At 73.2% G+C, this 25,298-nt stretch carries 27 protein-coding genes; 15 read left to right on the forward strand and 12 right to left on the reverse strand.

Going from position 1 to position 25,298, the window contains the following annotated elements; translation table 11 throughout:
• Positions 1-13: 13 nt before the first annotated feature.
• Positions 14-1,429 carry a helix-turn-helix domain-containing protein gene (locus tag HT134_RS04210; protein ID WP_175598895.1) on the reverse strand — a complete coding sequence of 472 codons (1,416 nt, stop codon included), beginning with the start codon at positions 1,427-1,429 and terminating at the stop codon, positions 14-16.
• Positions 1,430-2,712: 1,283 nt separating this feature from the next.
• Here HT134_RS04210 and HT134_RS04215 point away from each other — a divergent pair.
• Complete coding sequence (locus HT134_RS04215) at positions 2,713-3,585, forward strand: zinc-binding dehydrogenase (RefSeq protein ID WP_312887961.1); 873 nt, start codon at positions 2,713-2,715, stop codon at positions 3,583-3,585.
• Between the two features lie 209 nt (positions 3,586-3,794).
• Here HT134_RS04215 and HT134_RS04220 read toward each other — a convergent pair whose 3' ends face one another.
• Together HT134_RS04220 and HT134_RS04225 are read right to left on the reverse strand one after the other, a co-directional pair.
• Positions 3,795-4,010, reverse strand: coding sequence for a protein kinase family protein (locus tag HT134_RS04220; protein ID WP_175598897.1), 216 nt, complete (start codon positions 4,008-4,010; stop codon positions 3,795-3,797).
• 44 nt (positions 4,011-4,054) lie between these two features.
• Positions 4,055-4,537, reverse strand: a complete 483-nt coding sequence (locus tag HT134_RS04225; RefSeq protein WP_175598898.1) for an Lrp/AsnC family transcriptional regulator — start codon at positions 4,535-4,537, stop codon at positions 4,055-4,057.
• 121 nt (positions 4,538-4,658) lie between these two features.
• On the opposite strand from HT134_RS04225, the gene HT134_RS04230 reads away from it, so the two are divergent.
• Together HT134_RS04230 and HT134_RS04235 are read left to right on the forward strand one after the other, a co-directional pair.
• Entirely contained in the window at positions 4,659-5,651 is a 993-nt protein-coding gene (locus tag HT134_RS04230; RefSeq protein ID WP_175598899.1) for a DMT family transporter, read from the forward strand.
• A gap of 74 nt (positions 5,652-5,725) precedes the next feature.
• Positions 5,726-6,121: a hypothetical protein gene (locus HT134_RS04235; RefSeq protein ID WP_175598900.1), complete on the forward strand. Its 396-nt coding sequence runs from the start codon at positions 5,726-5,728 to the stop codon at positions 6,119-6,121.
• Between the two features lie 72 nt (positions 6,122-6,193).
• Here HT134_RS04235 and HT134_RS04240 read toward each other — a convergent pair whose 3' ends face one another.
• Positions 6,194-6,454 carry a helix-turn-helix domain-containing protein gene (locus tag HT134_RS04240; protein WP_217707168.1) on the reverse strand — a complete coding sequence of 87 codons (261 nt, stop codon included), beginning with the start codon at positions 6,452-6,454 and terminating at the stop codon, positions 6,194-6,196.
• A 108-nt stretch (positions 6,455-6,562) separates the two neighbouring features.
• Here HT134_RS04240 and HT134_RS04245 point away from each other — a divergent pair, with 108 nt between their 5' ends.
• Entirely contained in the window at positions 6,563-7,369 is an 807-nt protein-coding gene (locus HT134_RS04245; protein ID WP_175598901.1) for a pyrroline-5-carboxylate reductase family protein, read from the forward strand.
• A gap of 213 nt (positions 7,370-7,582) precedes the next feature.
• Here HT134_RS04245 and HT134_RS04250 read toward each other — a convergent pair whose 3' ends face one another.
• Positions 7,583-8,206, reverse strand: coding sequence for a TetR/AcrR family transcriptional regulator C-terminal domain-containing protein (locus HT134_RS04250; RefSeq protein WP_175598902.1), 624 nt, complete (start codon positions 8,204-8,206; stop codon positions 7,583-7,585).
• A gap of 52 nt (positions 8,207-8,258) precedes the next feature.
• On the opposite strand from HT134_RS04250, the gene HT134_RS04255 reads away from it, so the two are divergent.
• On the forward strand, positions 8,259-9,737 hold the full coding sequence (locus HT134_RS04255; RefSeq protein ID WP_175598903.1) for an FAD-dependent monooxygenase: 1,479 nt from the start codon (positions 8,259-8,261) through the stop codon (positions 9,735-9,737).
• 11 nt (positions 9,738-9,748) lie between these two features.
• On the opposite strand, the gene HT134_RS45230 is transcribed toward HT134_RS04255, so the two are convergent.
• A complete protein-coding gene (locus tag HT134_RS45230; protein WP_312887962.1) occupies positions 9,749-10,258 on the reverse strand; it encodes a helix-turn-helix domain-containing protein in 510 nt (169 codons plus the stop codon).
• On the opposite strand from HT134_RS45230, the gene HT134_RS45235 reads away from it, so the two are divergent.
• Both HT134_RS45235 and HT134_RS04265 read left to right on the forward strand, forming a co-directional pair.
• Positions 10,223-10,666, forward strand: coding sequence for a cellulose binding domain-containing protein (locus HT134_RS45235; RefSeq protein ID WP_312887963.1), 444 nt, complete (start codon positions 10,223-10,225; stop codon positions 10,664-10,666). The genes HT134_RS45230 and HT134_RS45235 overlap by 36 nt on opposite strands.
• A 95-nt stretch (positions 10,667-10,761) precedes the next feature.
• The gene (locus HT134_RS04265; RefSeq protein ID WP_175598905.1) at positions 10,762-11,559 is read left to right on the forward strand and encodes an SDR family oxidoreductase; all 798 of its coding nucleotides are present in this window, start codon (positions 10,762-10,764) and stop codon (positions 11,557-11,559) included.
• 39 nt (positions 11,560-11,598) lie between these two features.
• Here HT134_RS04265 and HT134_RS04270 read toward each other — a convergent pair whose 3' ends face one another.
• Positions 11,599-12,714, reverse strand: a complete 1,116-nt coding sequence (locus HT134_RS04270; protein ID WP_175598906.1) for a Vgb family protein — start codon at positions 12,712-12,714, stop codon at positions 11,599-11,601.
• A 210-nt stretch (positions 12,715-12,924) separates the two neighbouring features.
• Positions 12,925-13,476, reverse strand: coding sequence for a hypothetical protein (locus HT134_RS04275; RefSeq protein ID WP_175598907.1), 552 nt, complete (start codon positions 13,474-13,476; stop codon positions 12,925-12,927).
• Positions 13,477-13,832: 356 nt separating this feature from the next.
• Here HT134_RS04275 and HT134_RS04280 point away from each other — a divergent pair, with 356 nt between their 5' ends.
• The 3 genes from HT134_RS04280 (at position 13,833) to HT134_RS04290 (ending at position 15,802) form a co-directional block, all read left to right on the forward strand.
• Positions 13,833-14,408, forward strand: a complete 576-nt coding sequence (locus HT134_RS04280; RefSeq protein WP_312887964.1) for a hypothetical protein — start codon at positions 13,833-13,835, stop codon at positions 14,406-14,408.
• On the forward strand, positions 14,401-15,441 hold the full coding sequence (locus HT134_RS04285) for a hypothetical protein (protein WP_175598908.1): 1,041 nt from the start codon (positions 14,401-14,403) through the stop codon (positions 15,439-15,441). Before HT134_RS04280 ends, HT134_RS04285 begins: the two co-directional genes overlap by 8 nt.
• 124 nt (positions 15,442-15,565) lie before the next feature.
• Complete coding sequence (locus HT134_RS04290; protein WP_175598909.1) at positions 15,566-15,802, forward strand: hypothetical protein; 237 nt, start codon at positions 15,566-15,568, stop codon at positions 15,800-15,802.
• A 30-nt stretch (positions 15,803-15,832) separates the two neighbouring features.
• On the opposite strand, the gene HT134_RS04295 is transcribed toward HT134_RS04290, so the two are convergent.
• Positions 15,833-17,074, reverse strand: a complete 1,242-nt coding sequence (locus HT134_RS04295) for a cytochrome P450 (RefSeq protein WP_175598910.1) — start codon at positions 17,072-17,074, stop codon at positions 15,833-15,835.
• A 44-nt stretch (positions 17,075-17,118) separates the two neighbouring features.
• On the opposite strand from HT134_RS04295, the gene HT134_RS04300 reads away from it, so the two are divergent.
• From HT134_RS04300 to HT134_RS46710, 3 genes are all read left to right on the forward strand, one after another.
• Positions 17,119-17,700, forward strand: coding sequence for a TetR family transcriptional regulator (locus tag HT134_RS04300; protein ID WP_175598911.1), 582 nt, complete (start codon positions 17,119-17,121; stop codon positions 17,698-17,700).
• A 120-nt stretch (positions 17,701-17,820) separates the two neighbouring features.
• On the forward strand, positions 17,821-19,239 hold the full coding sequence (locus tag HT134_RS04305) for a phosphatidylinositol-specific phospholipase C domain-containing protein (protein ID WP_175598912.1): 1,419 nt from the start codon (positions 17,821-17,823) through the stop codon (positions 19,237-19,239).
• An 87-nt stretch (positions 19,240-19,326) separates the two neighbouring features.
• Positions 19,327-19,452, forward strand: coding sequence for a hypothetical protein (locus HT134_RS46710; protein WP_281387365.1), 126 nt, complete (start codon positions 19,327-19,329; stop codon positions 19,450-19,452).
• A 68-nt stretch (positions 19,453-19,520) separates the two neighbouring features.
• On the opposite strand, the gene HT134_RS04310 is transcribed toward HT134_RS46710, so the two are convergent.
• Together HT134_RS04310 and HT134_RS46715 are read right to left on the reverse strand one after the other, a co-directional pair.
• Positions 19,521-21,182, reverse strand: coding sequence for an alpha/beta fold hydrolase (locus tag HT134_RS04310; RefSeq protein ID WP_217707170.1), 1,662 nt, complete (start codon positions 21,180-21,182; stop codon positions 19,521-19,523).
• Positions 21,183-21,276: 94 nt separating this feature from the next.
• Positions 21,277-21,411 carry a hypothetical protein gene (locus HT134_RS46715; protein ID WP_281387366.1) on the reverse strand — a complete coding sequence of 45 codons (135 nt, stop codon included), beginning with the start codon at positions 21,409-21,411 and terminating at the stop codon, positions 21,277-21,279.
• A gap of 221 nt (positions 21,412-21,632) precedes the next feature.
• Between HT134_RS46715 and HT134_RS04315 the strand changes: the two genes are divergently transcribed.
• Positions 21,633-23,156, forward strand: a complete 1,524-nt coding sequence (locus HT134_RS04315) for a serine/threonine-protein kinase (protein ID WP_175598913.1) — start codon at positions 21,633-21,635, stop codon at positions 23,154-23,156.
• Complete coding sequence (locus HT134_RS04320) at positions 23,153-24,844, forward strand: serine/threonine-protein kinase (protein WP_175598914.1); 1,692 nt, start codon at positions 23,153-23,155, stop codon at positions 24,842-24,844. Before HT134_RS04315 ends, HT134_RS04320 begins: the two co-directional genes overlap by 4 nt.
• A 52-nt stretch (positions 24,845-24,896) precedes the next feature.
• On the opposite strand, the gene HT134_RS04325 is transcribed toward HT134_RS04320, so the two are convergent.
• Positions 24,897-25,283 carry a pyridoxamine 5'-phosphate oxidase family protein gene (locus HT134_RS04325; protein WP_175598915.1) on the reverse strand — a complete coding sequence of 129 codons (387 nt, stop codon included), beginning with the start codon at positions 25,281-25,283 and terminating at the stop codon, positions 24,897-24,899.
• Positions 25,284-25,298: the final 15 nt, after the last annotated feature.

Consider the following 25,298-nt stretch of genomic DNA (forward strand, 5'->3'; position numbering starts at 1 on the left):
CGCTGCCTTCTTCCTACGTGATCGTCGCGAGCAGTCTCTCGTCGAAGGTGCGGACGGTGGCCGTCACCGGGCCCGTGTAGGCGCGCCGGAAGCGCCGGGCGCGGTGGATGATCCGCTCGGAGCCGTACGTAACGCCGACGGTGAGCGCGCTGGAGGCGGACTGGAACGCCTCCTCGTGCCGTCCGGCCATCGCCTGGGCCGCCGCCATCTCGGTCAGCAGGACGCCGCGCTGCTTGACCGCCGGCCTGCCCGCCGACAGCGACTCCGACAGCGCGCTGCGGGCCTCCTCGGCGCGGCCCAGCCGTACCGACACCTGGCCGCGGTAGCCGGCCAGTTTGGCCTGGTCGAAGGGGAACACCCACGGCCAGGGCGGCGCGCCCGACCGCTCGCCGGCCGCGATCGCGCTCTCCGCGCGGCGCAGCGCCGTGCCGGCGGCCTCGGCGTCGCGCCCGGCCGCGTGGCCGAGCGCCTCGATGCTGGCCAGCCACGCGCCGGCGGTGGCCGGCGGGCGCTCGCCCAGCTCGCGCCGCGCCTGGGCGACCAGCGTGAGCGCCAGCACCGGGTCGTCGGCCTCGACCTCGAACGCGGCCCGGCTGCCGATCATGTACGCGGCCAGCAGCGGGTGCCCGGCCTGCCGGGCGCTCTGGACGGCGAGCCGGTAGTAGCCGCGGGCGGTGCCGAGGTCCTGCATGTCGCCGTGCAGCCAGGCGGCGAACCCGGCCGCCTCGCTCAGCCCGGCCCGCAGGTGGCCGGCGGTGCGGGCGTCGGCCCGGCCGGGGACCTGGTCGCCGAGGACGTGGCCGAGGACGCGGCCGGCCAGGTCGACGTGGGCCACGGCCTCGCGGGCGAGCTCCCGCGCGGGCGTGCCCGGCTCCTGGCGCCGCCGGGCTCGGGTGACGCTGGTCAGGCTCTGCGCGGCCGACTCGTCCAGCCGGATCCGGGCGCTGCCCGCCGGGCCCCGCGCGGCGGACTCGTCCGGGCGGATCCGCGCCCGGCCGGTGGGGCTCTGCGCGGCGGGCTCGTCCGGCCGGATCCACGCCCGGCCGGGCGGGCTCTGCGGGGGCGGCTCGTCCGGCCGGGCGCGGCCGGGTCCGGTCGGTGGGGTGAGGACCGCCGGCGGGCCGCCGGGGTCCCGGACCGCCGCGGGGTCGTCGCCTCCCGGCGCCCCGAAACGGAGCAGCTGGAGCGGCACCCCGAGCCGAACGGACACCTCCCGCACCTGGTCCACGGTGAGCGGCTGCCGCCGGCGCACCACCTTCGACACCCAGCTCTGGGAGTACCCGACCACGTCCGCGAGCTGTGCCTGGGTCCACCCCCGCGCCCGGCGGATCTCGTCGAGCAGCGCCGGCACGTCGCCCTCGGCGAGCGCGGCGGCGACGGCGGGCGCCGCCCAGAACCGGGGCGGCAGGCGTTCGGGGGGATGCGTCACTCCGTCAGGCTATGCCGCGCGCGCCGATCACGACAGCGCGCGCGACGTCGCTCGGCGGTCGCCCCGGCCCCCGGGCACCCCCGGACGCCGCCGGGCGCCGCCGGGCGCCGCCGCCGGACGATCGTGAAAGTTGCACTCCGGCGCGCGGAGAGCCGCAGCTCGCCAGGCGGCCCGCCCGCAGCTCGCCAGGCGGCCCGCCCACGCCGCTCCGCTCCCCCGTTCCGCCGCCGATCAGCCGCTCCTACGATCTGCGCGAGACCGCGGCGGGGAGCCTCCGAGGGGAGCCGGACGATGCGCATGACCAGGTCCAGGATCGCGACCGCGGTCGCGGCGACGCTCGCGCTGCCGGCCGCGACGCTGACGCAGCTCGCACCCCCGGCCGGCGCGGCGACCGTCCAGATCATGCCGCTGCTCGTCACGAAGATCTCTCCGAGCGGGAGGACAACGCGATCATTGCGCTGGTCGGCCTCGGCGTCGGCATCGAACTCAGTGATCCCGACGCAGAGTGCTACGCGTTCGTGTCGGTGGATGAGCAGTTGGCCTACCCGGCCCTCCGCTCGCGTCCGGCTGCGGAAACGGGCAAGGGTCTCCCGTCTACCCGCCGACAGAGTGAGGGGCTTGTGCTCCAGGGGGCCGCGAACCCGCCTTCGGTAAGGGCTCTGACGTGCACAGACTCGCTACTTCGGGGCTCATCGCACGGACCCACCGGAGGGCCTCCCTAGGCGTTCTACGCGCGGCCGCACGGCGAGCCGTGGCGGGTGATCCTCATCGCCGCGCCCCACTGACAGCGCAGGGCTGTGAAAAATGCATATTCGCCTGATGACCGGGACACTATCCGTCCTTTCCAGCCTCCTGCCACCATCTCCCTAAATTGTGGTGAACAAGGAGATACCGCCTAATGGAACCCACCGAAGCCCTGCCGATCGTCACCGTCGGGCTCGGCGCACACGCGCTGCTGCGCTTCATCACCACCGACCGACACCGGCTGGGGGTACGGCCTCGTCGCCCTGGCAGCCGGCCTCATCCATGCCTGTGGCTCATAGCGACCGGCGCATGCGCACCGTGATCAAGATCCGGTCGAACGACCGGCACACATTCGAGATCTCCTTCACCCCACCGGGCCACGCGGAACGCCTGGTGGACCGCGTCATCTACATCCGCGATTCCGCCTGAGGCGACGGCCCCCGAAACCCTGTCCTTGAAGATCACAAGAAGTGGAGAACGCATTCATGCGCGCACTGGTCGTCGATCCGAACGCACCCGCACGGCTTCGCCTGGGTGAGGTGCCTGAGCCGGTGCCCACCCCGGGACAGGTGGTGGTCGAGGTGCGCCATTCCTCCCTCAACGCCGCGGAACTGTTCTTCGCCGGACGTTCCACGCCAGGCACCGTGCTGGGGTTCGACGCCGCCGGGGTGGTGGTCGAGACCGCCGCTGACGGGACCGGCCCAACGGTCGGCAGCCGGGTCGTGTCGTTCGCCTCCGGCGGCGGGTGGGCCGAGCGACGTGCGGTCAACGCGATCGATCTGGCGGTGGTGCCGGATTCGGTGGACCTGGCGGAGGCGGCGACGCTGCCGGTGGCGGCCGGAACAGCCCTGCGGGCGTTGTGGCAGGCAGGGCCGATCGCCGGTCGGCGGGTACTGGTGACCGGTGCCTCCGGCGGCGTCGGCTCCTTCGCCGTACAGCTCGCCGCGATCGGCGGCGCCCACGTGATCGCCTCTGTCGGCTCGGCGGAGAGCGGCAAGGGACTGGCGGAGCTGGGCGCCGACGAGGTGGTCTTCGGACCGGAGAACGTCAGCGAGCCGGTGGACGTCGTCATCGACATGGTCGGCGGCCGGCAGCTGGTCACGGCGTACGGTCTGCTGACGCCGGGAGGAAGCCTGCAGAGCGTCGGATGGGCCTCCGGCGAGGCGGCGGTCCTCGAGCCCGGCTCCACTCTGGGCCGCCCGGCTCCCACGTTCATCACCTCGGTCTATAACGGGTCGGGCCTGACCGACCGGCCCGCACAGCTGAAGGCGCTGCTGGACCTGGTCGCCGCCGGTCGGCTCAAGCCGAAGATCTCCTGGCGTGGACGGTGGGATCGGATCGCCGAGGCGGCCGAGGCCCTGGCCGACCGCCGTCTGCAGGGCAAGGCGGTACTGGATGTGAAGGGGACGTGACCTACACCGTGCAGGCCCTGCCGCGGCCGGGGCCGTGCCACTACCGCCATGACTACGGCCAGCCGCTCCCGGACCCGACATGCACGCGCGGCGCCCTCAACGCGACTGGAGCACCGCCGAATCGGTCCTGCATCTGACCAGACGCAAAGAAGGTGCACACAGCAGAGCCCCTCTTGCTCGTGTAGTGAGAGGGGCGCTGTCGCATACCGCTATGGCTTGAGCCACCGCCACGGCCGCGGTCCGTCCAGCCGGGCCTCGATGACGGGCGCCGTGCAGAACGCCGCGACCCGCTGCGCCGCCGCCACCTCCCTGGCGAGCGAAGCGGCCTGGTCCCCGTGCAGGACCTTGATCGCGGCCCGTCTGCCGTCCTCCGCGTACGCCTCATAGACGATCCCCTGGCCGCCGGCCCCCAGCCGCCCGGCCAACCAGTACCCGCCCAGCCGCTGAGGGTCCGCCTCGGTCGACAGAATCAGCCGGTGCGGCCGGGACGGTGGCCGGCGGGCTGGGGGAAGACCCGGGACTGCTTGACGATGCCGAACGCGAACTCGGTGTCGATGGAGGCGATTCCGGGGATGGCATGCAGCGGCCCGCGTACCAGGCGCTCATAGGCCTGAAGGTCTTCGACCACGATGCGCAGCAGGTAGTCGGTGCTTCCGGCCATGAGGTAGCAGTCCTGGATGTGGTCGATCCCCCGCACATGGTCCTCGAAGACGCCCACGCTCTCGGTGGTGTGCCGTTCCAGGCGGATGCGGACGAAGGCCGTCACCGGCAGGCCGAACGAGCTCTGGTCCACCAGCGCCGTGTAGCCGTGGATGACCCCGGCCTCCTCCAGCCGCCGCACCCGGCGCAGGCAGGGGGACGGCGACAGGCGCACGCGGTCGGCGAGATCCTGGTTGGTCAACCGCCCGTCCTGCTGCAGCTCACGGATTATCGCCCGGTCGATGGCGTCCATTCCCCTCCCGGAATTGGCAGATTCTGCCCCGAGAGTAGTCGGATAAGGCATAGTTAGCAATCATTTGCCCTGGTCAACGGCATAGCGTTGCAGCATCACCCACCGAGTTGCTGGAGATGTCATGTCGACGCCGCTGTCCACCGTCCGCGAGCCGGCGACGGACGCTGCCCCCACCGGTGCGGCCGGGCCCGGCGCCGGTTCCCGGAAGCCCGGGCTCGACGTGTTCGGCGGGGCGGCGTTGGTCGCCACGGTGTGCCTGTGGAGCGCCTTCGCGTTGAGCGACCGGGCACTCGCCTCCTCCACCCTGCGCCCGGCCGACGCCGCGCTGATCCGATTCGGCCTACCGGTGGCACTGCTCGCCCCGGCGCTGTGGAAGCGGCGCAGACAGTACGCGGCCATGCGCCCCGGCCCGGCCATCAAGATCATCCTCGGTGGCGGCGTCCCGTTCTACCTCGCGGTGACCTACGGCGGTTCACTGACCTCCGCCGCGTTCGTCGGAGCGCTCGTGCCCGGGATGGTCCCCCTCTTCGCCGCGCTGCTCGCAGCGCTCGGCGGGTCGACGCCGAAGCGCGTGCAGACCGCAGGGCTGGGACTGATCAGCCTCGGGGTGGCGGCCCTGGTCGCCCCCGAGGTGGCAGCCGTCGACGAGCGGACGCTGACCGGGGCCGGCCTGCTGCTGCTCGCGAGCGGACTGTGGGCGCTCTACACCGCGGGCCTGCGCGAGACGAACCTGGACGCCGTGGCCTCGATGGGCCTGCTGTGCGCGCCCACCTTCGTGGGCGTCGCCCTGCTGATCCTGACCGGGCTGCTCCCCAGCACCCTCGCGCACGCCGCCCCGCACGACGTCCTCGTCTTCGCGCTCGTCCAGGGGATCGGCACCGGCGTCTGCTCCGGCCTGCTCTACGCCGTCGCCGTCCGGCGACTCGGGTCGTCGCGCTGCACCACTGTCGGCAGCCTCAGCCCGGTGCTCACCGCGGCCGCCGCGGTGCCGCTGCTCGGTGAGACGCTGACCGTGGTCGTGACGGCCGGCACCGCGTTGATCGCCGCCGGGGTCGTCCTCGCCAACCGCACCGGCGCACCGAAGACCCGCCGCCGACCGGCAGGGCACCGCTGACCCGGGCGCGCATGTCCTCGACTGCGCCGCGCGACGAGACAGTCGACGGCGGGAGATCGTGGAGGATGAGGTGTATGACTGCTGCCAAACGTCTGGTGACGTTCGTCGACGTCGATGGTCAGGCGGCCGACACCGTCTCGGTGTCGGCGCGTCACGAGGTGGAGCTCGCCGACGGAACCCGGGTGCTGCTGCTGCATGACAGAGGGTGGGGCTCATCGCAGGGCTGGGCCGCGACGTCGGTAGCAGACGTCCAAGACACGACGCGCACGGTGGTCGGGCCCGATGAGCCGTTCGGCGGCCGTTCCCAGGAAGACATGGAAGCAGACCATTGGGCCTTGCTCCAGCGGATCGCCCAACGGCAGGGAGTCGTCGTCGACGCGGCCACGCTCCGGCGACTGCCGCACGACGTCGTGCTCAGCCCACAGGTGCTCGCGCGCATCGAGGGCTACCCAGACCCTGCTTCCGGCTGAGCCGGGCACCATGACGACCTGCTCACCTCGGTGGCCGGGCTGGAGGTCCCGGCCGTCGCCTGATGCGTCCGCTCAGTGGTCGACGGCGTGTGCCGCGGCGGCGATCGGTTCGAGCGCCGCGGCCGGCTCGTCGAGCTCGTCCGCAGCGAGCACGTCGTACGCCGGCGCAGCGAGTTCGCTGGTGAGCGCCTCGATCCGCTGCTTGATCTTCCGGCCGGCGTGGGTGAACCCGCCGGCGGCGTCCACGAGGCCGCGGTCGCGCAGCCCGTCGACCACGGCGGTCAGTCGTGCCTTGGGCAGGTGGTGGGTCCGGCCGAACTCCTCCGCCCTCATGAGATCGCACAGTAGGTCAGCCGGATTCCCGTGGAAGCATCGTGGCATCGATGTCCAAGGCGGCAAGCGGGTCCACGGCGGCAGCCAGATTCTGGGACGCTGGGGCTCGTGACGACACGAACCGTGGGCATCGTGGGCTTGGGCCGAATGGGGCTGACTCTGGCCGCCGGCTTCAGCAGAGCAGTCGAACCGGCACGATTGTTCGTCGCAGGTCGATCGGCATCCAGCATCGAGCGCGTACGCGCTGCTGTACCTACCGCCACGGTGCTGCCACCAGCCGACTTGGCTGACCGGGCCACCCTGGTTGTCCTGTGTGTGCGCAACGTGGACCTTCCTGACGTGCTCGCCGTTGTGCGTCCTCGACTTTCGGCGGAGCACATCGTGGTCACGATCAACAACGCACTGCCCCTGCCGAGGCTGGCGGACTCGGTTCCCTGTCCCGTTGCCAAGCTGATTCCCAGCGTCGGTAACGAGATCGGTGCGGGCGCGACGCTGCTCATGCCCGGCCCTGGCCTGAGCGCGGACGCCGTTGCCGAGTTGACGGAGTTGCTGCAGGGGTTCTCTCGGCCGTTCGTGATCAGCGAGCGACAGGGCCGGGCAGCCACCGACCTGGCATCGTGCGGTCCGGCACTTCTGGCCAGTGCGGCCCAATCGATGATCGCAGCGCAGATCGAGCGCGGCGCGCCGTTACCCCCGGGTCTGGCCGAACAACTCCTCGCGCAGAGCATCGACGCCGTCAGCCGGCTGCTGGAGCACGGGACGCCCTTGGCCGAGATCGTGGACCGCGTCGCGGTTCCCGGCGGCAACACCGCCGCTGCCGTCGAGGCGAGCCGCGACGGTCTCGCCGCGGCGTGGCGGGCAGCGTTCTGGGCGACTGCCGACAACGAGCGGTCCAAGCCCCTGCCCGCACTGTGATGCATCGTGCGGACCACGACCTCGGCCAGGGTGCCGGTCACGCCGCACAGCGTGCGTTCGGGGAACCGTGGACGGTGTTGGTGCCGTACCGGACAGCGATCTTGGCTTGCGCGCGTCTCCGGCATGCCGTGACCTGCGTGGCCGCGCCGGAGCCTCTCCGGCGCGGCCCGGCCGTGCGTGACCCTGCCCTCGCCGTCGCCGGTTCCGGCTCGCTCACCTCCGCGCGAGGATCGCGGACAGGCCGAACTCGAACCGCCCGCCGAAGGAATCCGCGTCGAGGTGGCCGAGGACTCGGTGCAGGGCCGGATGGAGCGTCTCGGAGACCGCGCCCGCCAGGCGGCCGTCCAGGGGATGGCGCGCGGTCGCCTGCTCTTCCTGGGTGAGGCCGAGGGTGAAGTAGACGATCGACCACGTGGTCCAGGCGGCCGCGCGCTCCTCCAGCCCGCCGTCCAGCAGCGCGCCGACCAGCGCGTCGGCGAAGCGCAGGGTGTGCGGTTCGGCGGCGTAGGTGCCGACGACGAGCGAGGCGCCGTCACGGTGGCCGAGCAGGGCGCCCCGGTAGCGGCGGGCCAGCTCACGGACGCGCTCGTCCCAAGGATCCGGCAGGTCGTCGAGGGGGATCTCGCCGACGACGGCGTCCGCCATCAGCTCCAGCATCCGGGCCTTGGTCTTCACGTGCCACAGCACGGTGTTCATCCGCACGCCGAGCCGGTCGGCGACCGCCCGGACGGACAGGGCCTCCAGGCCTTTCTCGTCCAGCAGCTCCAGAGCGGCACGGACCACCGTGCCCGTGTCCAGCCGAGGGCCACGGTCTCCACGCGGTTGCGTATTGGTCATTGACCTAGTTTACTGCCGGCAACAGCAATTGGTCACCGACCAAGGGGGTCACGTGGAACAGCAGGTCGTCATCGCGGGAGGAGGCCCGGTCGGGCTGTGGCTCGCCGCCGAGCTGAGGCTGGGCGGGGTGTCGGTCACCGTCGTCGAGGAGCGCATGGAGATCGACCGGCGCTCCAAGGCGCTCACCGTCCACCCGCGCACCATCGAGGTCCTGGCCTCGCGCGGCGCGCACGAGGCGTTCCTCGCCGAGGGGACGCCGATTCCGGGCGGCCACTTCGCCATGCTCGACGACCGGCTCGACTTCCGGGTGCTGGACACCCCGTTCCCCTACACCCTCTCTCTGCCGCAGGCCCGGACCGAGGAGCTGCTGGAGGAGCGCGCGCTCGCGCTCGGCGCGCGGATGGCGCGCGGGCACCGCGTCACCGGGTTCACCGAGCACGCGGACTCCGTGACCGTGCGGGTGGAGGGGCGGGACGGCGTGCCCTACGAGCTGCGGGCGGCGTACATCGTCGGCTGCGACGGTTCCCGCAGCACCGTGCGCACCACCGCCGGGATCGACTTCCCCGGCACTCCTGCCACCGTCGTGGGCTGGCTGGGTGACGTCGTCCTGGACGACCCGCCCCGGCCGGGCTTCAGCGCCTTCGGCCCCCAGGGCGGGGTGATGGCCGTTCCGCTGCCCGGCGGACGGCACCGCGTGGTCGGCGTCAGCCCCGACGGCCTCACCACCGAGTGGCCCGGCGACCTCGGCATGGAGGAGCTGCGCGCCAAGGTCGTCGCCGTCACCGGCCAGGACTTCGGCATGCGCGATCCCGAGTGGCTCTCCCGCTTCGGCAACGCCACCCGCTTCGCCGCGCAGTACCGGCGCGGGCGGGTTCTGCTCGCCGGTGACGCCGCCCACCAACACTTCCCCGCCGGTGGCGTCGGCATGAACGTCGGCATCCAGGACGCGCACAACCTCGGCTGGAAGCTCGCCGCCGCCCTCGGCGGCTGGGCCTGCGACGGCCTGCTGGACACCTACCACACTGAGCGGCACCCCGTCGGCGCGCAGCTGATGGAACACAGCCGCGCGCAGACCGCCCTGATGACCGGCTTCACCCCCGAGGGCCTTGACCTGCGCTCGCTGCTCAGCGGGATGATCGCCACCCAGCCGGCGTTCAACAGGGCGCTGTCCGAACGCCTCACCGCGCTCGCCGTCGCCTACCCTCCGGCGGACCCGGTGGCCCACCCGCTCACCGGCACCCGCGCACCCGACCTGACCTTCACCGGCTCCGCGAACGGCCTGTTCGCCCGGCTGCGCGCGGACGGGTACGTCCTGCTCGACCTGACGCCCGACCGCGCACTCGCCGGCCTGGCGGGGCGACGGCTGACCGTACTCACTGCCGCCCTCGACCGGCCCCCGGCCGTCTGGGCCGGGGTGCGTGCCGCCCTGATCCGCCCCGACGGGCATGTCGCCTGGGCCGGCACCGAGACGGACGACGCCTCGTTGGCCGCCGCCGCGCGCCGGGCGCTCGCCACCCGCCGCCGCCCGTGACCCGGCCGGCGCTAGCCCGGTGCCGAGGGCGTGCCGTGCGCGGGGCGGGCGGGCGGGAGCGCGACGGAGACGATGACGACGGTGGCGGGGCCGCCCCGGGACCACAACGCGTGGGGGGCCGCCGCGTCGAAGTGCAGCGCGTCCCCCGCGGTCAGGGCGATCTCCTCGTCCCCGACGCGGGCCACGACACCGCCGCTCACGACGTACACCCACTCCTCGCCCGTGTGGACGGCGGTGCGCTGGAGGCGGTCGGCGGTCAGCTCCAGCCGCACCGCCTCCAAGGCCGAGCGGGGGCCGAGACCGCTCAGTGTCGCGTAGGGCCCATCGAGTCCCTCGTGCACGGGCGCCGTGGCGCCCCGCACGACGTGGTGCTCGCGCGGGTGCTCGTCGCCGAGCAGGGCCCCCACCGAGATGCCGTACGCCCGCGCGAGCTGGAACAGCGACCCGATGGACGGCTGTCGCTCGCCCTTCTCCATCCGGGACAGGTGGGCGGCGGAGATGCCGGTCCACTCGGCGAGCACGGTCAGCGTCAGCCCGCGTTCGCGGCGCAGTTCGCCGAGCCGCGCCGCGACCCGCCGCTCGGGGTGAAGGTGCTCGTCGCGAAGATCATCCCGGTGGCGCCGGCGAGTTGCCCCGCGTGCGGGCAGCGCGTCGTGGACCTCGACGCCGCGATCCCGGGCTGGGCGGCGGGCATCTCCACGCAGCAGTCGCCGGTGGTGGTCGTGGACCAGTGGACGGGCTTTCTCACCGACGGCCGGCGGATCACCCAGATCTGGAACGGGGCGCCGAGCGCCGACGGCGCGGCCGTGACCGTGCGCGACGCGGGCTGCAACGGCTCGCTCGCCGCGGGCGGGACGGCCACGTCCGGGTTCCTGGCGTCGTGGAACGGCGTCGACACCGCCCCGGTCCTGACCTGCGTGAGCGGGTAGCGCGGGCGGGCCCGGCCGGGCCCGTGTCACATTCGCGTGCCGCCGCGTGTCGAGCAGGCAGAGACCTGAGACAACGACACGAGAGCGGGGCAGTCATGACGTCATCCATCCTGGTCACCGGCGGTACCGGCACGCTGGGACGCCTGGTCGTCCCCCTTCTGCGCGCGGCGGGCCGCGAGGTGCGGGTGCTCAGCCGCGCGGGCCGTGAGCCCCGCGACGGCGTCGCGTACGTGAAGGGCGACGTGTCCACCGGCGAGGGGCTCGACGCCGCGATGCGCGGCGCCGGGACGGTGGTGCACTGCGCCGGAAGCGCCAAGGGCGACGACGACAAGGCCCGGCACCTGGTGCGGGCGGCGACGGCCGCGGGTGCGCGGCACCTGGTGTACATCTCGGTCGTCGGCGTGGACCGGGTGCCCGTCGTCAGCGGCGTCGACCGGGCGATGTTCGGCTACTTCGCCGCCAAGCGCGCCGCCGAGCGGATCGTGGCCGAGTCGGGCATCCCGTGGACCACGCTGCGCGCCACCCAGTTCCACGACTGGGTCCTGATGACGCTGCGGCAGCTCGCGAAGCTGCCGGTGGTGCTGCCGACCTGGAGCGGGGTCCGCTTCCAGCCGGTCGACACCGGCGAGGTGGCGGCCCGGCTGGCGGAGCTGGCCCTCGGCGAGCCGGCCGGGCTGGTGCCCGACCTGGCGGGGCCGCGCGTGCACGCGATGGAGGACCTGGCCCGCGACTACCTGCGGGCGGCGGGCCGGCGCCGGCTGGTCGTGCCCATGCGCACGCCCGGCCGGGCCGCCGCCGCGTTCCGGGAGGGCGCGAACCTCGCCCCGGACCGCGCGGTCGGCCGCCGCACCTGGGAGGACTTCCTCGCCGCGCAGGCGCGTCAGGACCTCTGAAGGGGCGGCGGACGACGGGCGTTCGCGGGACGGCGGGCGTCAGGGGGTGATGACGGCGAGCTTGTCGACGTAGTCCAGGGTCGCCCACAGGTTGTCGTCGGAGCCGACGGCGAGCTGGAACGGCCCCGGGTTAGAGGTCGGGGTCGAGTACTCGCTGATCGTCCCCGTGGTGGTCACGCTGGCGATGCTGCCGCCGACCTGCTCGGCGAACCACAGGTTGTCGTCCGGCCCGAGCGTGATGCCCCACGGGAAGCTGTTGGGGTCGGTGACCGAGTACTCGGTGAAACTGCCCGAGGTGGTCACGTTGCCGACCCGGCCGGCTCCGTCGGTGTACCACAGGTTGCCGTCGGGGCCCGTGACGATGCCGATCGGCATCGCGTCGTTGCTCGGCGCGGTGTACTCGGTGACCGTCCCGGAGGTGGTCATCTTCGCCACGCCCTGGGCCAGCGCCTGGGTGAACCAGAGCTTGCCGTCCGGGCCCGTGGTGATCAGGCAGGGGTACGCGCCGGAGGTCGGCAGGCTGTACTCGGTGATGCTGCCGCTGGTGGTGATGCGGCCGATCTTGTTGGCGTCGATCTCGGTGAACCACAGGGCGTCGTCGGGGCCGACGGTGATGCCCCAGGGATAGGCGTTCTCCGTGGGCAGTTCGTACTCGGTGATGCTGCCGCTGGTGGTGATGCGGCCGATCCGGTTGCCGATCGCCTCGGTGAACCACAGCGCGCCGTCCGGGCCGGTGGTGATGTGCGCCGGCTCGGAGACGGCATTCGGCAGCGAGTACTCGGTGAACAACCCGCCGGTGGTGACCTTGCCGATCTTGTTGGCGTAGTTCTCGGTGAACCACAGGTTGTCGTCCGGCCCGCCGGTGATGCCGACCGGCGTGGCCGGGTACGTCGGGATGGAGATCTCGCTGATCGACGGCGTGCGCAGGGCGTGCGCGCGCCGCTCGGCGCGCGGGTCGCGGTTGGCCGGCGGGTACTTGCACCGGATGTGCCGATGTCCCGGCATGCGCTTGAGCGTCAGGCACAGCTTCACCCACGGCCGCAGGTGGACGCCCTGGTCCGGTGGGTCGGCCGACGCGGAGGCGGGCAGGCCGGACCCGGCGAGCAGCGCCAGGGCCGCGAGCGGGGAGGCGACGAATCGACTGCGGAAAGGCATGACATCCTTCCAGATCGAAGACAGAGCGCGGGCGGCGGAAAGGACGGTCGCGTGGTGACGAGCCGTCCCGCCGACGGCCCGGCGGCCGGGGAAAAGAATTCCGCCCGGCGATCCGAATGATCCTGTGCGCGCCACCGCCCCCTGACGGCCTTTTCGCCAGTGGCGGGTCACGTCTCCCTCAATTCATCGGCTGAACGGCCCGCGATGTGGTCAGGCCACCGAATGGGTGATGGTCCCCGTGTAGAAGCCCGAGATCGCGCCCTGCGGAACGCTGACGACGATCGTGGGCTGCCAGCTCGTGGAGGTGTTCGTCGGGCCCTTGGTCGCCCGGAACGCGACGACCGGGACGGTCAGGGCGACGCGCTGCGCGGCCGTGGCCTGTCCGGGGGTGCGGGTGCCGGTGCCGGTCTGCGAGGTGACCGGGCCGGACCAGTAGGCGATGTTGGCCTTGGTGATGGTCTCCAGGCCCGAGCCGCTGCCGGTGGTGAAGTCCGTGGCCGACACGGTCGCGGTCCAGGTGCGGTTGCCCGACCGGGTGTCGTTGACGGTGACCGTGCCGAGCGAGGCGCTGAGGGTCCCTCCCCTGCTGCCGGTGCCCAGGTCGGCCGTGTTGGGCACGATGATCTCCAGCGGGAACGCGCGCGCCGCGACCGTCGCGTGGACGGCCGTGCTCACGTCGGCATGGGCGCCGGGAACGGCCGGTCCGTGCGCGAGGGCGACGGGGATCATCAGCGCGTGGATGACGGCGGCCGCTTTCCTCACGTGGCGACTCCTCGGGTCTCTCGTCCGGCGGGGCTGGAAGGGCCGAGGGAATCCTAGATCGGAAACGGTTTGGCACATCGGCGGGCCGTGTTTTCCGGTGGCAAATTCACCGCCAACGCGGCACATTATCGATGTGGCCGCCGGAGAATGGGGTATCGCCCTTGTTTCGGTCTCGGACCGGCCCGGTCGGCACCTTTCCGAACCCCCGGCGGATCTTTTTCGAGAACTGCCAGATCGCGGCAAAAAGTCGCCAGTCGCCGCGTGGGGTCACGTTCCGGACTCTCGGGTCACGCGCAGAATGTGGCTCCGTGTGTCGGGGCCCCGCGCTCTGGGGCGCTTCTTCGAAGGGATCGGCAGTGTTCAACAGCCGTTACGGTGCCCTGTGGGCAGCCGCCGCCGTGGTGACCGTCGCCACGGTGGCCGCGCAGCCCGCCCGGGCCGATACCTGTGCCGCGTCGACGACGTGCTCCACGACGGTGCTCTTCACCGTGAGCGCCGGCGCCGGCCTGCAGATCACGGTGCCCGACGGCCCGGTCAGCGTCGGCACCGGCTCGCCGGGCGGCAGCATCAGCGGGCAGATCGGCACGGTCACCGTGTCCGACGCGCGGACCGCGCTCACCGCCACGTGGGTGGCCCAGGTGTCGGCCACCGACTTCACCACCGGCGGCGGCACACCGGCCGAGACCATCGCCAACAGCCGGATCAGCTACTGGTCGGGCCCCGCGACCGCCACCACCGGCACGGGCACCTTCGTCCCCGGCCAGGCCAACGCCGCCTCGGCGGTCGTGCTGGACCAGGTCCGCGTCGCGTTCAGCAAGACCACCGGGTCGGGCAACAACTCCGCCGCCTGGGCGCCGACCATCGTGGTCGACGTCCCGGCCCAGGCGGTGGCCGGCACCTACACCGGGACGGTGAGACACTCCGTTGCCTAGCCGCCCCCTCCTCCGAGCAGCGCTGGCCACCCTCCTCGCGCTCGCCTCGCTCGGGACGTGGGCGACGCCGCCGGCCACCGCGGCCGGCCGCGGGAGCGCGGGAGACAACGACGCGGCGGGCGGGAGCACCATCGGCATCAGGCTTGTCGAGGTGCCCGCCAGCCGCGTCGCCGACCCACGCGCCCAGCGCTACATCGTCGACCACGTCAATCCCGGCACCACCTTCACCAGGCGCTTCGAGGTCGTCACCAACGCGACCCGGCCCGTCCGCGCGCGGCTGTACACGGGCGCCGCCGGCATCGAGAAGGGGCGCTTCACGTTCGCGCCCTTCGGCGCCACCAACGAGCTCAGCTCGTGGATCACGCTGGACCGCTCCAGGGTCCGCCTCGGGCCGGGCGGCCACGCGGAGGTGAAGGCCACCGTCCGCGTGCCGGAGCAGGCCACGGAGGGCGAACGGTACGCCGTCATCTGGGCGGAGGTGTCGTCCTCCGACCCCGGCCCGAAGGGCAACGTCGCCCTGGTCAACCGGGTGGGCATCCGCGCGTACCTGGACGTCGGCCCCGGCGGGGAGCTGCCGTCCGACTTCGAGATCGGCGAAATCGTGCCGCGCAGGACCGCGGACGGCCGCCCGGCGATCGTGGCGGACGTCGCCAACACCGGCCACCGGGCCGTCGACCTCGAAGGGCAGGTGGCGCTGTCCGGCGGGCCGAGCGCGCTGAGCGCGGGGCCGTTCCCCATCGAGCGCGGCACGACCCTGGCGCCCGGCGACCGCGGCCGCATCACCGTGACCCTCGGCGAGGACCTGCCGAACGGCCCGTGGCGGTTCCGGCTCACGCTGCGCAGCGGGGAGCTCAGGCGGACCGCGACGGGCACCCTGTCGTTCCCGGCCCAGGCCGGCGCCATCGGCCTGGCCGCCAGCCTGGACTCACCGCTGGCGTGGGGGCTGGCCGCGGCGGGGGCGCTGGCGCTCCTGGCCACGGGCGCCGCCCTCCTGGTCCGCCGCCACCTGAGACGCCGGCGGACCGCCGCCTGAGTCGTCGGTCGTGCCCTGGAGCGGCCGGCTGGCAGCGTCCGGGTGGTACATCCGCCGCGGCCCGGGTACGGGTCCGTATGTCAGGTGCCGCGGGGTATCTCCGAGTCTTGGAGTGGAGGCACTGATGGATCCGTCGACTCAGGAAACCGGTGCGGTCACGGGCACCAAGGACAAGGACTACAACCTCATCTGGTTCGTCGAGCAGTGTCTGAGCAACACGCTCCGGCTGGAGACCTACATCTCCGACGCCGAGCGGAACGGCGACACCGAGCTCGCGGACTTCTTCCGGAGGGCTCAGGGCGAGAGCCGCAAGGGCGCCGAGCAGGGCAAGGAGCACCTGCGCCGGCGGCTGTCCGGCTGACCGAGCGGCCGATCGCGAGGGCGCGGCGTCTCACCAGGTGACCGGGAGGCGCCACGCGCCGTACACGAGGGCGTTCTCACGGAGCGGCACCTCCTGCGCCGGGACCGCGAGGCGCAGGGCGGGGAAGCGTTCGAACAGCGCACGGAAGCCGATGCGCAGCTCCATCCGGGCGAGCAGCTGCCCGAGGCACTGGTGGACGCCGTGACCGAAGGCCAGGTGACGCCCGGCCCCGGCGCGGTCGAGCCGCAGCGTCCCCGGGTCGGGGAAGCGCCCGGGGTCGCGGTTGACCGCCGGCAGCCCCACGACCACGGTCTCGCCCGCGCGGATCACGCTGCCGCCGATCTCGACGTCCTCCAGGGCGGCGCGGCTGGGCACGCCCAGGTGGACGATGGTCAGGTAGCGCATCAGCTCCTCGACGGCGTTGTCGGTCAGCGTTGCGTCGGCGCGGAGGGCGGCGAGCTGGTCCGGGTGCCGCAGCAGGGCGTAGACGCCGAGGGAGAGCATGTTCGCGGTGGTCTCGTGCCCGGCGACCAGCAGGAGCAGGGCGATGTTGGCCAGTTCCTCGTCGGTCAGGTCGCCGTCGGCGATCAGGTCGCCGAGCAGGTCGTCGGCCGGCTCGGCGCGCTTGCGGCGGACGAGGTCGCCCAGGTAGCCGGACAGGGCGCCCATGGCGCTCATGGCGCGGGCCTCGTCGTGGTCCATGTCGACGATCACGAGGGTCTGCGCCTCGAAGAAGGCGTGGTCGGCGTACGGGACGCCGAGCAGCTCGCAGATCACCAGGGAGGGGACGGGGAGCGCGAAGGCCGCCACCAGGTCGGCGGGCGGCCCGGCCGCCGCCATGGCGTCCAGCCGGTCGGCGACGATCTCCGTGACGCTGGGTTCGAGCCGTCTCATCCGGCGGACGGTGAACTGGCCGGTGAGCAGCCGCCGGTACCGGGTGTGGCCGGGCGGGTCCATGCTGGGGAACCAGCCGGGCGCGGGCGGCCGGTCGTGGCCGCCCGGACGGACGTTCGGGCGGGCCAGAGGAGAGTGGCGCAGCTCCGGCCGGGCGCTGAAGCGGGGGTCGGCCAGGATCGCGCGGGCCAGGTCGTAGCCGGTGACGAGCCAGCCGGCGTGCCCGTCGGGGAACGCGAGGCGGGCCAGCGGCCGGGCGGCGCGCTGCCGCTCCAGCTCGGGCGGCGGGGCGAACGGACAGCGGGGGTCGCGCCGGGTGGGCAGGGTCACGGGCCGCTCATCGCTCACAGGTCGTCTCCTTTGAGAGTTCACTCTCATTTGAGAGTACATCGTCGATTTTCCGGATGCGGCAGAATGAGCGCATGACCAACGGCGGCGGCCTGCGCGAGCGCAAGAAGGCCAGGACCAGGGAGGCGATCCTGCGCGAGGCGTTCCGCCTGTTCCGCGAGCGCGGCTACGCCGCCACCACCACCGAGCAGATCGCCGAGGCCGCCGAGGTCTCCCCCGCCACGTTCTTCCGCTACTTCCCGACCAAGGAGGACCTGGTCACCCTCGACCGGTTCCCCCCGCTCGTGGAGGCGCTGGCGGCCGAGCCGCCGGGTGCGCCGGTCACCGTCCTGCGCCGCGCGTTCCGCGCGGCCTTCGCCTCCCTCACCGCGGAGCAGATCGCCGCCGGGCACGCGCGGGAGGTGTTCGCGGTGACCGTCCCCGAACTGGTGGCGGCCAACCTGCGCAGGACGCCCGGCCTCCTGCGGGAGGTCGCCGGGCTCCTCGCGGACAAGACCGGGCGCGACGCGGACGACCCCCGGATCCGCGACGCGCTCGGAGCGGTCTTCGGCGTCGTGACCCTCGTGTGGTGGCAGTGGGCGGGCGACCCGGCCATGGACGGGCCCGCCGAGATCGACAAGGCACTGGCGCGCCTGGAGTCCGGCCTCAACGAGTGAGCCCGCCGCCGGGAGCGGCCGGCCGCTCCGCGGCAGGAACGCTGGACAAACCCCGGACGGCTCCGGATCATGATCGGGAACTCCCTCGTCACCACCACCCCCCGACGTGAGGATCCGAGGATGACCCGTTCCAGGGCCCTGCTCCCCATGGCCGCCGTGGCCGTGTCCGTGCTGCTGACCGGCGGCGCCGCCCAGGCCGACGCGGACGTGCCGTTACCGTCGGCGATCTTCCGCGCCACGCACAACAGCTACTCCGGCGGCATCGACGGCGCCCGCCAGTCCCTCACCTACCAGCTCGACCACGGCGTCCGCTTCATCGAGCTCGACGTGCACGACAACGGGTACGCGAGCGCGCGCGACTACGCCGTCGGCCACGACTCCCCCGGCGACCAGGTGGACCACTCCGGCAACCCGGCGTCGAACCTGCTGCGCGACTGGCTCGGCGTGATCGACTCCTGGTCGGCGCAGCACCCGACCGCCGCGCCGGTCGTCGTCATGCTCGACCTCAAGGACAACCTGACCGACAACCCGTCGTACGCGGCCGGCAACCTCGCCGCGCTCAACCGGGAGCTCACCTCCGCCTTCGGGCCGCGCCTGCTGCGGGCCGAGGACTACCCGGCCGGCCCGCCGACGGTCGACACGCTGCGGGGCCGCGTCCTGCCCCTGCTGTCCGGCGACGGCAAGAGCCGCGCGGAGTACAAGCGCGACCTCGGCCACAACCCGGCGATCGCGATCAACGCGAAGGGGCAGGTCGTCGAGGTGCACGACTCGGGCGCGGGCGTGCTCTGGTACTGGACCGGCACCTACGCCGACGGCCGGGTGACCTGGCGGCGCCACGGCAGGTACGACACGGGCCAGACGCCCGCCGTCGCGCTGAACGACAACGGCGACCTGGTCGAGGTCCACCAGTCGCAGAGCGCGACGACGCTGTGGTACCGCGTCGGCCGCCTCGACGCGGACGGCGAGATCACCTGGTCGTCCAGCCGGCAGTACGACGACGGCGTCCAGCCGACGGTCGCCTTCACCGACCCGGCCGGCACGCGGCTGCGCGAGATCCACCGCAGCCAGAGCAACAGCCAGAACTGGACGTGGGACGGCGTGCTGGACACCGGCGCCTCGGCGGTGTCGTGGACCGGGAACGCGAAGACCTCCGACCCCCGCTTCGACAAGACCACCTCCGTGCGCGGCACCGCGCGCGTGCACGTGTGGACCGGCGCGGACGGCCCGACCCCGGCGCAGACCCTGCGCGTGGACACCGACCGGTTCGCCGGCGACCGCATCCGCTACCCGCAGACGGCCTTCGTCGAGTACCAGAAGGGCGACAGCGCCGAGCTCCAGCAGGGCGCCCTGTTCTACGGGGCGCCGGCGACCGAGTCGGCCTTCATCGTCGCGGCCCGGCAGGCGGGGCGGCTGGTGCGCGGCTGGGACTTCGACTCGGCCTCCCGGGCGACGACCCCGCCGGCCAACTACCCGGCGACCAACCACCCGTACGACGCCTGGTACGAGAACCTGCTCACCCAGTCCGGCGCCGTCCAGTGACGCCCGGGTCTTCCAGGCCGGAGGTGATCATGGTGCGTATGGAGCCGCCGCACCGGCACCTGCCACTGGGGCTCCCCCGCCCACTACGTGCTCGGATCGCTCACCAAGGGCGGGAACCGGGAGTGGCGCCACTTCCGGCGTGAGACGCGCCGCCGCGGCCGCCGCCAGGCGCGCCGCGAGCTGCGCGCCCGTCCCGGCGCGGAGCGCAACTGAAGAACCGGAGGGGCGGCGCCCGCGCGTCTGCGGGCGCCGCCCCTCCCCCCTGCGTGAGGCCGGCCTGATCAGCGCCGGCCGGAGCTCAGGAGCGAACCGCCCCAGGGCAGCCCGTCCGTCGGCCACAGCTCACGCTGCGACTTCTTGCGCAGGGTCTCGACCCGGCCGCCCACCGGGCAGCGGAAACCCCGCGGGGGCACGGTCAGCGAGATCAGGTAGTCGTCGATCGGGACCGTGCTGCACTCGTCCTTGCCGTAGATGCGGTGACCCCAGCCCTCGTACGTCATCAGTCGCGCCTTGGGACCGAGCTGACGGGCCGCGTCGGCGGACCAGGAGTACGGGGTGGACGGGTCGTGCAGGGAGGTGCCCAGCAGGATCGGCGCGCTGCCCGTGTACCGCAGCCGGTGCTGCGGGTTGGTGGTGGGGTGGTTCAGGCAGACGGGCAGGTCCTCCATGGGCATCGGGTTGAAGCGCATGTCCGGGGCGCGGCGGTTGGAGCTGCGCAGCAGCGCGGCGTACTCGCGGTAGTCGCGCACCGGCAGCCGGTAGTCCTGGCAGAGGATCGCGGTGGGGAGCTGGGCGACGTCACCCGAGACGGGCCCGCGGCCGGGCAGCGGAGGCACCCACGCCGGCGGCTCCCCGCCGTCGAGGGCGCGCAGCAGCTCGCTCAGGAGCTGCCAGGCGGGCCCCTCGGTGCCCAGCACGCCCTGCCACAGCACCTGGATCTCGGTCATCGGACGGTCGGTGACGCCCGGGTAGTACAGCGTGCCACTGCGTGCCTTGGCCAGGATCCTCTCCCACACGGCCCGGACGTCCTTGCCGTGCAGGGCGCAGGCGGTGTCCTGGGCGCACCAGCCGGCGAACTCGTCGAAGGCGTCCTCGACGGCCGCCGCCTCGGAGTCGAGGAAGGCCTTCACGCCGAGGCTGTGGTCCATGTTGCTGTCCAGGGCCATGGCCCGGATCCGGTTCGGGAACAGCTCGGCGTACATCTGGCCGATCAGCGTGCCGTAGGAGATCCCGTAGTAGGTGAGCTTCTCCTCGCCCAGCGCGGCGCGCAGGGCGTCCACGTCGCGCGCGACGTCGACCGAGTCCACGTGGTCGTACAGCGGTCCGGTACGGGCCCGGCAGTCGGCGCGCAGCCGCTTGGCGTAGGCGCTCCACCGGACGAAGTCGGCCTGGCTCTTCATGACGGCGTACGGCATCTGGTTGTACACCGACGCCGAGCAGATGACGGGGTGGCTGCGGCCGACGCCGCGCGGGTCGAAGCCGACGATGTCGAAGTGCTTCTGCAGTTCCTCGGTGAAGAAGCCGGGCGCGCCGTAGGCGGCCTCCACGCCCGAACCGCCGGGGCCGCCGGGGTTGATCACCAGGGATCCGACGCGGGCCGCGGGGTCGGTGGCCTTGCGGCGGGCGACGGCCAGGTCGACGGTGGGCCCGTTCGGACGCGACCAGTCGATCGGCACCGTCAGCTTGCCGCACTCGGCGGACGGCTCCTCCTCGCAGGGCGCCCAGGCGATGCGGCCCTTCCCGGGCGCGGGAGTCCGGCTCGCGCTCGGGCTCGGACTCGGGCTCGCGCTGGGGCTCCGGCTCGCCGAGGGCGTCGGGGTGGTCGTCGGGGTCGGTGTCGCCGTGGCTCCCTCTCCAGAGCCCGCCGCGGCGGCCGACGAGACGGGTAACAGCGTCGCCATCGCCACGAAGGCGGCGGCGAGCAGAGAGGATCTTCCTCGCACAGTGCTCCAATCGACGACCACGGCAGATCAGGGGCAGCACGATACAACGGCGGCAGCGCGAAGATCATGACAACGGCGGTGAAGATCCCCCATGTCAGGAACGTCTTGCTCGACCACGGCACCAGGCGTCGGCGGCGGCCATGAAGCGGAAGAGCCTGTGGTGGGCGAGCCACGTGCCGCCGGCCACGAGGAAGGCCGGCCGGTCGCGCCGGATGAGGTCGTACGACACGGACTCCTGCGATCTCCCCGAACGGCCGGGCGCACCCGGCCACGGCGACGGTTCCGGCACCAAGGATCGGCGCGGGCAACGGCGGCGTTTTCTGCGGTGTCGTCGCGCATGCCGGGGAAACAAGCGGACCGCCCGGATGGCGCTGTTTGCCGTGAGTGGTCAATGCGAGTCAGACATCCTCGCTAGGGTGCTGATGATCCATCCGCCGTCACAGGAGTGCCATGCCGCGAGCCGAACCCCTCCGGGAGGGCGACCCCGCGGCCGTGGGCCCCTACCGGCTCCTCGGCCGTCTGGGCGCGGGCGGGCAGGGCGTCGTCTATCTCGCGTCGGCGCCCGACGGCAGGCCGGTCGCGGTCAAGGTCCTGCGGGAAGGGCAGGCCGGCGGGCGCTTCCTCGAGGAGATCGACGCCGCCCGCCGGGTGGAGCCGTTCTGCGTCGCGCAGGTGCTCGACGCCTCGCCCGGGGACCGGCCGTACATCGTGACCGAGTACGTCGAAGGGCCCTCGCTCCAGCAGGCTGGCCGCCACGCCGGCGCCGACCTGCAACGGCTCGCGGTCGCGACCGCGACCGCGCTGGCGGCCATCCACCAGGCGGGCATCGTCCACCGCGACTTCAAACCCGCCAACGTGCTGCTGGGACACGGCGGCCCCCGGGTGATCGACTTCGGGATCGCCCGGTCCGCCGAAGCGGGGGCGGCCGGGGCCGGCGGCATCGTGGGGACCCCCGCCTACATGGCGCCCGAGCAGCTCGCCGGGGCGCCGGTCGGGCCCGCCGCCGACGTGTTCGCCTGGGGTTCGGCGATGGGGTTCGCCGCGACCGGGTCGCCGCCGTTCGGCGAGGACACGCTCCCCGCCGTGATCAACCGGATCCTGCACAACGAGCCGCAGCTCGGCGAGCTGCCGCAGCCGTTACGCGCGATCGTGCTCGAGTGCCTGGCCAAGGATCCCGCGCGCCGCCCGTCCATGGAGCAGGTGCTGCTGCGCCTGCTGGGCGGCCGGGCGGTCGCCGCCGCCGGTCCCGGGCATGCAGCGGCACGCCCGGCGGCGGATCCCGGCGACGGCGGGCCGGGATCGGCTCTCGGGAGGCCGGGGCGCCGGGTAAGCAAGGGGCGGTGGGTCGCCGGGGCCGCCGCGGTGGCGCTGGCGGTGGCGGGCGGCGTCGTCTGGGCCGCCATGAACGGCTGGGTCATCGAGCGGCGGCGCCCGCCCGCGGAGGCGCTCGCGCTCTCCACCGGCACGACACCGGCTCCGACAGCGACCCCCGGGCACGCGAAACGGACGGGCAAGCCGTCCACTCCCCGGCCGGGTCGCAAGTCCACGTCGGCAGCGGCACGGCGGCCGACCCTCGAACCGTCCAGGCAGCCGACGCGCAAGGCCACCTCGACGGCTTCCACGGGGAGACCCACCCGGTCCGCCGGGCCGAGCGGCGGCGGGTCGTTCAGGGTCCTGTCGATCCGCGCCCAGAGCCCCGGGACGGACACCGCCCGCGGCTGCCACATCAACGACACCAACACCTTCGGCGTCGTGGAGGGGACCAGGTTGGCCACCACGTTCCGCTACGAATGGGTCCTCGACGGCCAGGTCAAGGAGCGTTCGGAGGCACCCATCGCGGAGTCCCACACCTTTCAGCTCGTCGGCCCGCTCGTCAAGACCGAAGGGCCGCACACCGTCATCCTGCGCGTGACCGGGCCCACCACCTCGTCGAAGACGCTCAGGTTCACCATCTGCCCGGACGACGACCAGTGACGGCCCCGCCGCTCCAGCCCGACGACCCGGCCGCCGTCGGCCCCTACCGCCTGCTCGGACGGCTCGGGGCGGGCGGACAGGGCGTGGTCTACCTGGCCCAGGCGCCCGACGGGCGGCGGGTCGCCGTCAAGGTCCTGCAGGACGGGCTGACGGGCGACCACCGCTTCGCCAAGGAGATCGACGCCGCCCGCCGGGTGGAGCCGTTCTGCGTCGCGCAGGTTCTCGACGCGTCGCTGGGCGGCCGGCCGTACATCGTGACGGAGTACGTCGAAGGACCCACGCTCCGGCAGGCGGGCCGCCACGCCGGCGCCGACCTGCAACGGCTCGCGGTCGCGACCGCGACCGCGCTGGCCGCCATCCACCGCGCCGGGGTGGTGCACCGTGACTTCAAGCCGGCCAACGTCCTGCTCGGGCGCGACGGCCCGCGCGTCATCGACTTCGGCATCGCGCGGACGGCCGGACAGTCGCTGACCGTGACGAGCAGCGTCGTGGGCACGCCCGCCTACATGGCTCCGGAACAGCTCGCCGGAGCGCCGGTCGGTCCGGAGGCGGACGTCTTCGCCTGGGCGTCGGTGATCGTGTTCGCCGCGACCGGGTCGCCGCCGTTCGGCGACGACTCGCTGCCCGCGGTGATCCGCCGCATCCTGCATGACGAGCCGTTCCTGGGCGACCTCCCCGCGCCGCTGCGCCCGGTCGTGCTCGCGTGCCTGGCCAAGGACCCGTCCGCCCGGCCCGCCATGCAGGACGTGCTGCTCTGGCTCATCGGGTCCCGGCCCGCCCCTCCCGCGAGCCCGGCGCCGGGACCTCACCCTCGCCCGCACCCGGCGGCGGCAGGCCACGCCGACGCGCAGCTCGCAGCGGGAGGCCACCCTCCCCCGCACCTCACGGCCGGAGGCCACCCTCCCCCGCAGCTGACGGCCGGAGGCTACGCTCCTGCGCCCCTCGCGGCCGGACGTCATGACGGTGCGGCGACCCGTGGCGTGAACCGCCGGCCCGGCAGGGCGATCCTGGCGGGCGCCGGGGCGCTGGCGGTGTCCGCTGCCCTGGTGGCCGGGGCGATCATCTGGATGCCCGCTCCGGCGACGACCGCGTCCCCGGCCCGCCCGTCCGGCGCCACGGCGTCCGTGAACGCCACGACCGGCACGAAGACCCCGACCGCCACGGCCGGGACGAAGGACGGGACGGCCACGACGACCGGCTCCACCCCGGCCGTCCGCCCCAAGACCACGCCCACCGGACGGAAGCCGACCCCCAGGCCGACCTCCAGGACCCCGAAGCCGACCACCGCCAAGCCCACCACCGCTGAACCGACCACCCCCGCGCCGACGGCCTCCCGACAGCGGGCCACTCCCACGAGGAGCGCGACCGCGGCCGCGAGCGGCGGCGTCCGCCTGGTGTCCCTGACGCTGGACGGCCTGAAGACGGAGAAGGGCTGCTGGTCCCCGAGTCTCTTCCCGGTCGCCGTGCTCCAGGGGCCGTCCGGGAAACTGACCGAGTACGGCTACCGGTGGATCGTGGACGGCCAGGACGAGGGCTGGAAGACGGACTGGGTGAAAGGGACGGCCAAGAACCAGCGCAACCCGTTCGGCGCGTTCGAGCCGGGCAGGCACACCGTCGTCTTCCGCCTGCTCACCCCTACGAAGGCCGCCAAGAGCACCAGCTTCACCGTGTGCGAGCGGTACTCCTGAAGTCGGAGGCCCGTGCCCGTCTCAGCCGTCCGCCCCGACGCGACGACGGTGGTCACACGTTGCCCAGCACACGGGTCACCTTGATCTCCAGCACCACGCGCGACGGGTTGGGGCGGGGCGGCTTGTAGCGGGCGGCGTAGCGCCGTTCGGCGTCGGCCACCTCCTCCGCCCCGGTACGCAGCACCGCCCTGCCCTCCAGCGTGGACCAGCGGCGGCCGTCCACCTGGCAGAGCGACACCGACGCGCCCTCCTCACCGACGAGCCGCGCCTTGACCGAGGCGCCCGAGGTGATCACCCGGGCGACACCGGTCCGCAGGTCGAGCGTCGCACCCACCGGGACGACGTGCGGCGGGCCGCCGGGACGGGCGGTGGAGAGCGTGCACAGATGCCGCTCCTGCCAGAAGGCGGCGAAGGCGTCGCCCTGCTCGACGAGATCCACTGCCCTCCTTTGCGG

This window comes from Nonomuraea rhodomycinica, from assembly GCF_013363995.1.
Classification (GTDB): domain Bacteria; phylum Actinomycetota; class Actinomycetes; order Streptosporangiales; family Streptosporangiaceae; genus Nonomuraea; species Nonomuraea rhodomycinica.

Excerpts from the sequence above, each read along its gene's own strand:
- HT134_RS04265 (WP_175598905.1), top strand. The coding sequence starts at position 10,762 with ATGACGTCATCCATCCTGGTCACCGGCGGTACCGGCACGCTGGGACGC.
- HT134_RS04230 (WP_175598899.1), top strand. The coding sequence starts at position 4,659 with ATGTCGACGCCGCTGTCCACCGTCCGCGAGCCGGCGACGGACGCTGCC.
- HT134_RS04225 (WP_175598898.1), bottom strand. The coding sequence starts at position 4,537 with ATGGACGCCATCGACCGGGCGATAATCCGTGAGCTGCAGCAGGACGGG.
- HT134_RS04240 (WP_217707168.1), bottom strand. The coding sequence starts at position 6,454 with ATGAGGGCGGAGGAGTTCGGCCGGACCCACCACCTGCCCAAGGCACGA.
- HT134_RS04250 (WP_175598902.1), bottom strand. The coding sequence starts at position 8,206 with ATGACCAATACGCAACCGCGTGGAGACCGTGGCCCTCGGCTGGACACG.
- HT134_RS04305 (WP_175598912.1), top strand. The coding sequence starts at position 17,821 with ATGACCCGTTCCAGGGCCCTGCTCCCCATGGCCGCCGTGGCCGTGTCC.
- HT134_RS04315 (WP_175598913.1), top strand. The coding sequence starts at position 21,633 with ATGCCGCGAGCCGAACCCCTCCGGGAGGGCGACCCCGCGGCCGTGGGC.
- HT134_RS04235 (WP_175598900.1), top strand. The coding sequence starts at position 5,726 with ATGACTGCTGCCAAACGTCTGGTGACGTTCGTCGACGTCGATGGTCAG.
- HT134_RS04295 (WP_175598910.1), bottom strand. The coding sequence starts at position 17,074 with ATGAGAGTGAACTCTCAAAGGAGACGACCTGTGAGCGATGAGCGGCCC.
- HT134_RS04300 (WP_175598911.1), top strand. The coding sequence starts at position 17,119 with ATGACCAACGGCGGCGGCCTGCGCGAGCGCAAGAAGGCCAGGACCAGG.
- HT134_RS04290 (WP_175598909.1), top strand. The coding sequence starts at position 15,566 with ATGGATCCGTCGACTCAGGAAACCGGTGCGGTCACGGGCACCAAGGAC.
- HT134_RS04270 (WP_175598906.1), bottom strand. The coding sequence starts at position 12,714 with ATGCCTTTCCGCAGTCGATTCGTCGCCTCCCCGCTCGCGGCCCTGGCG.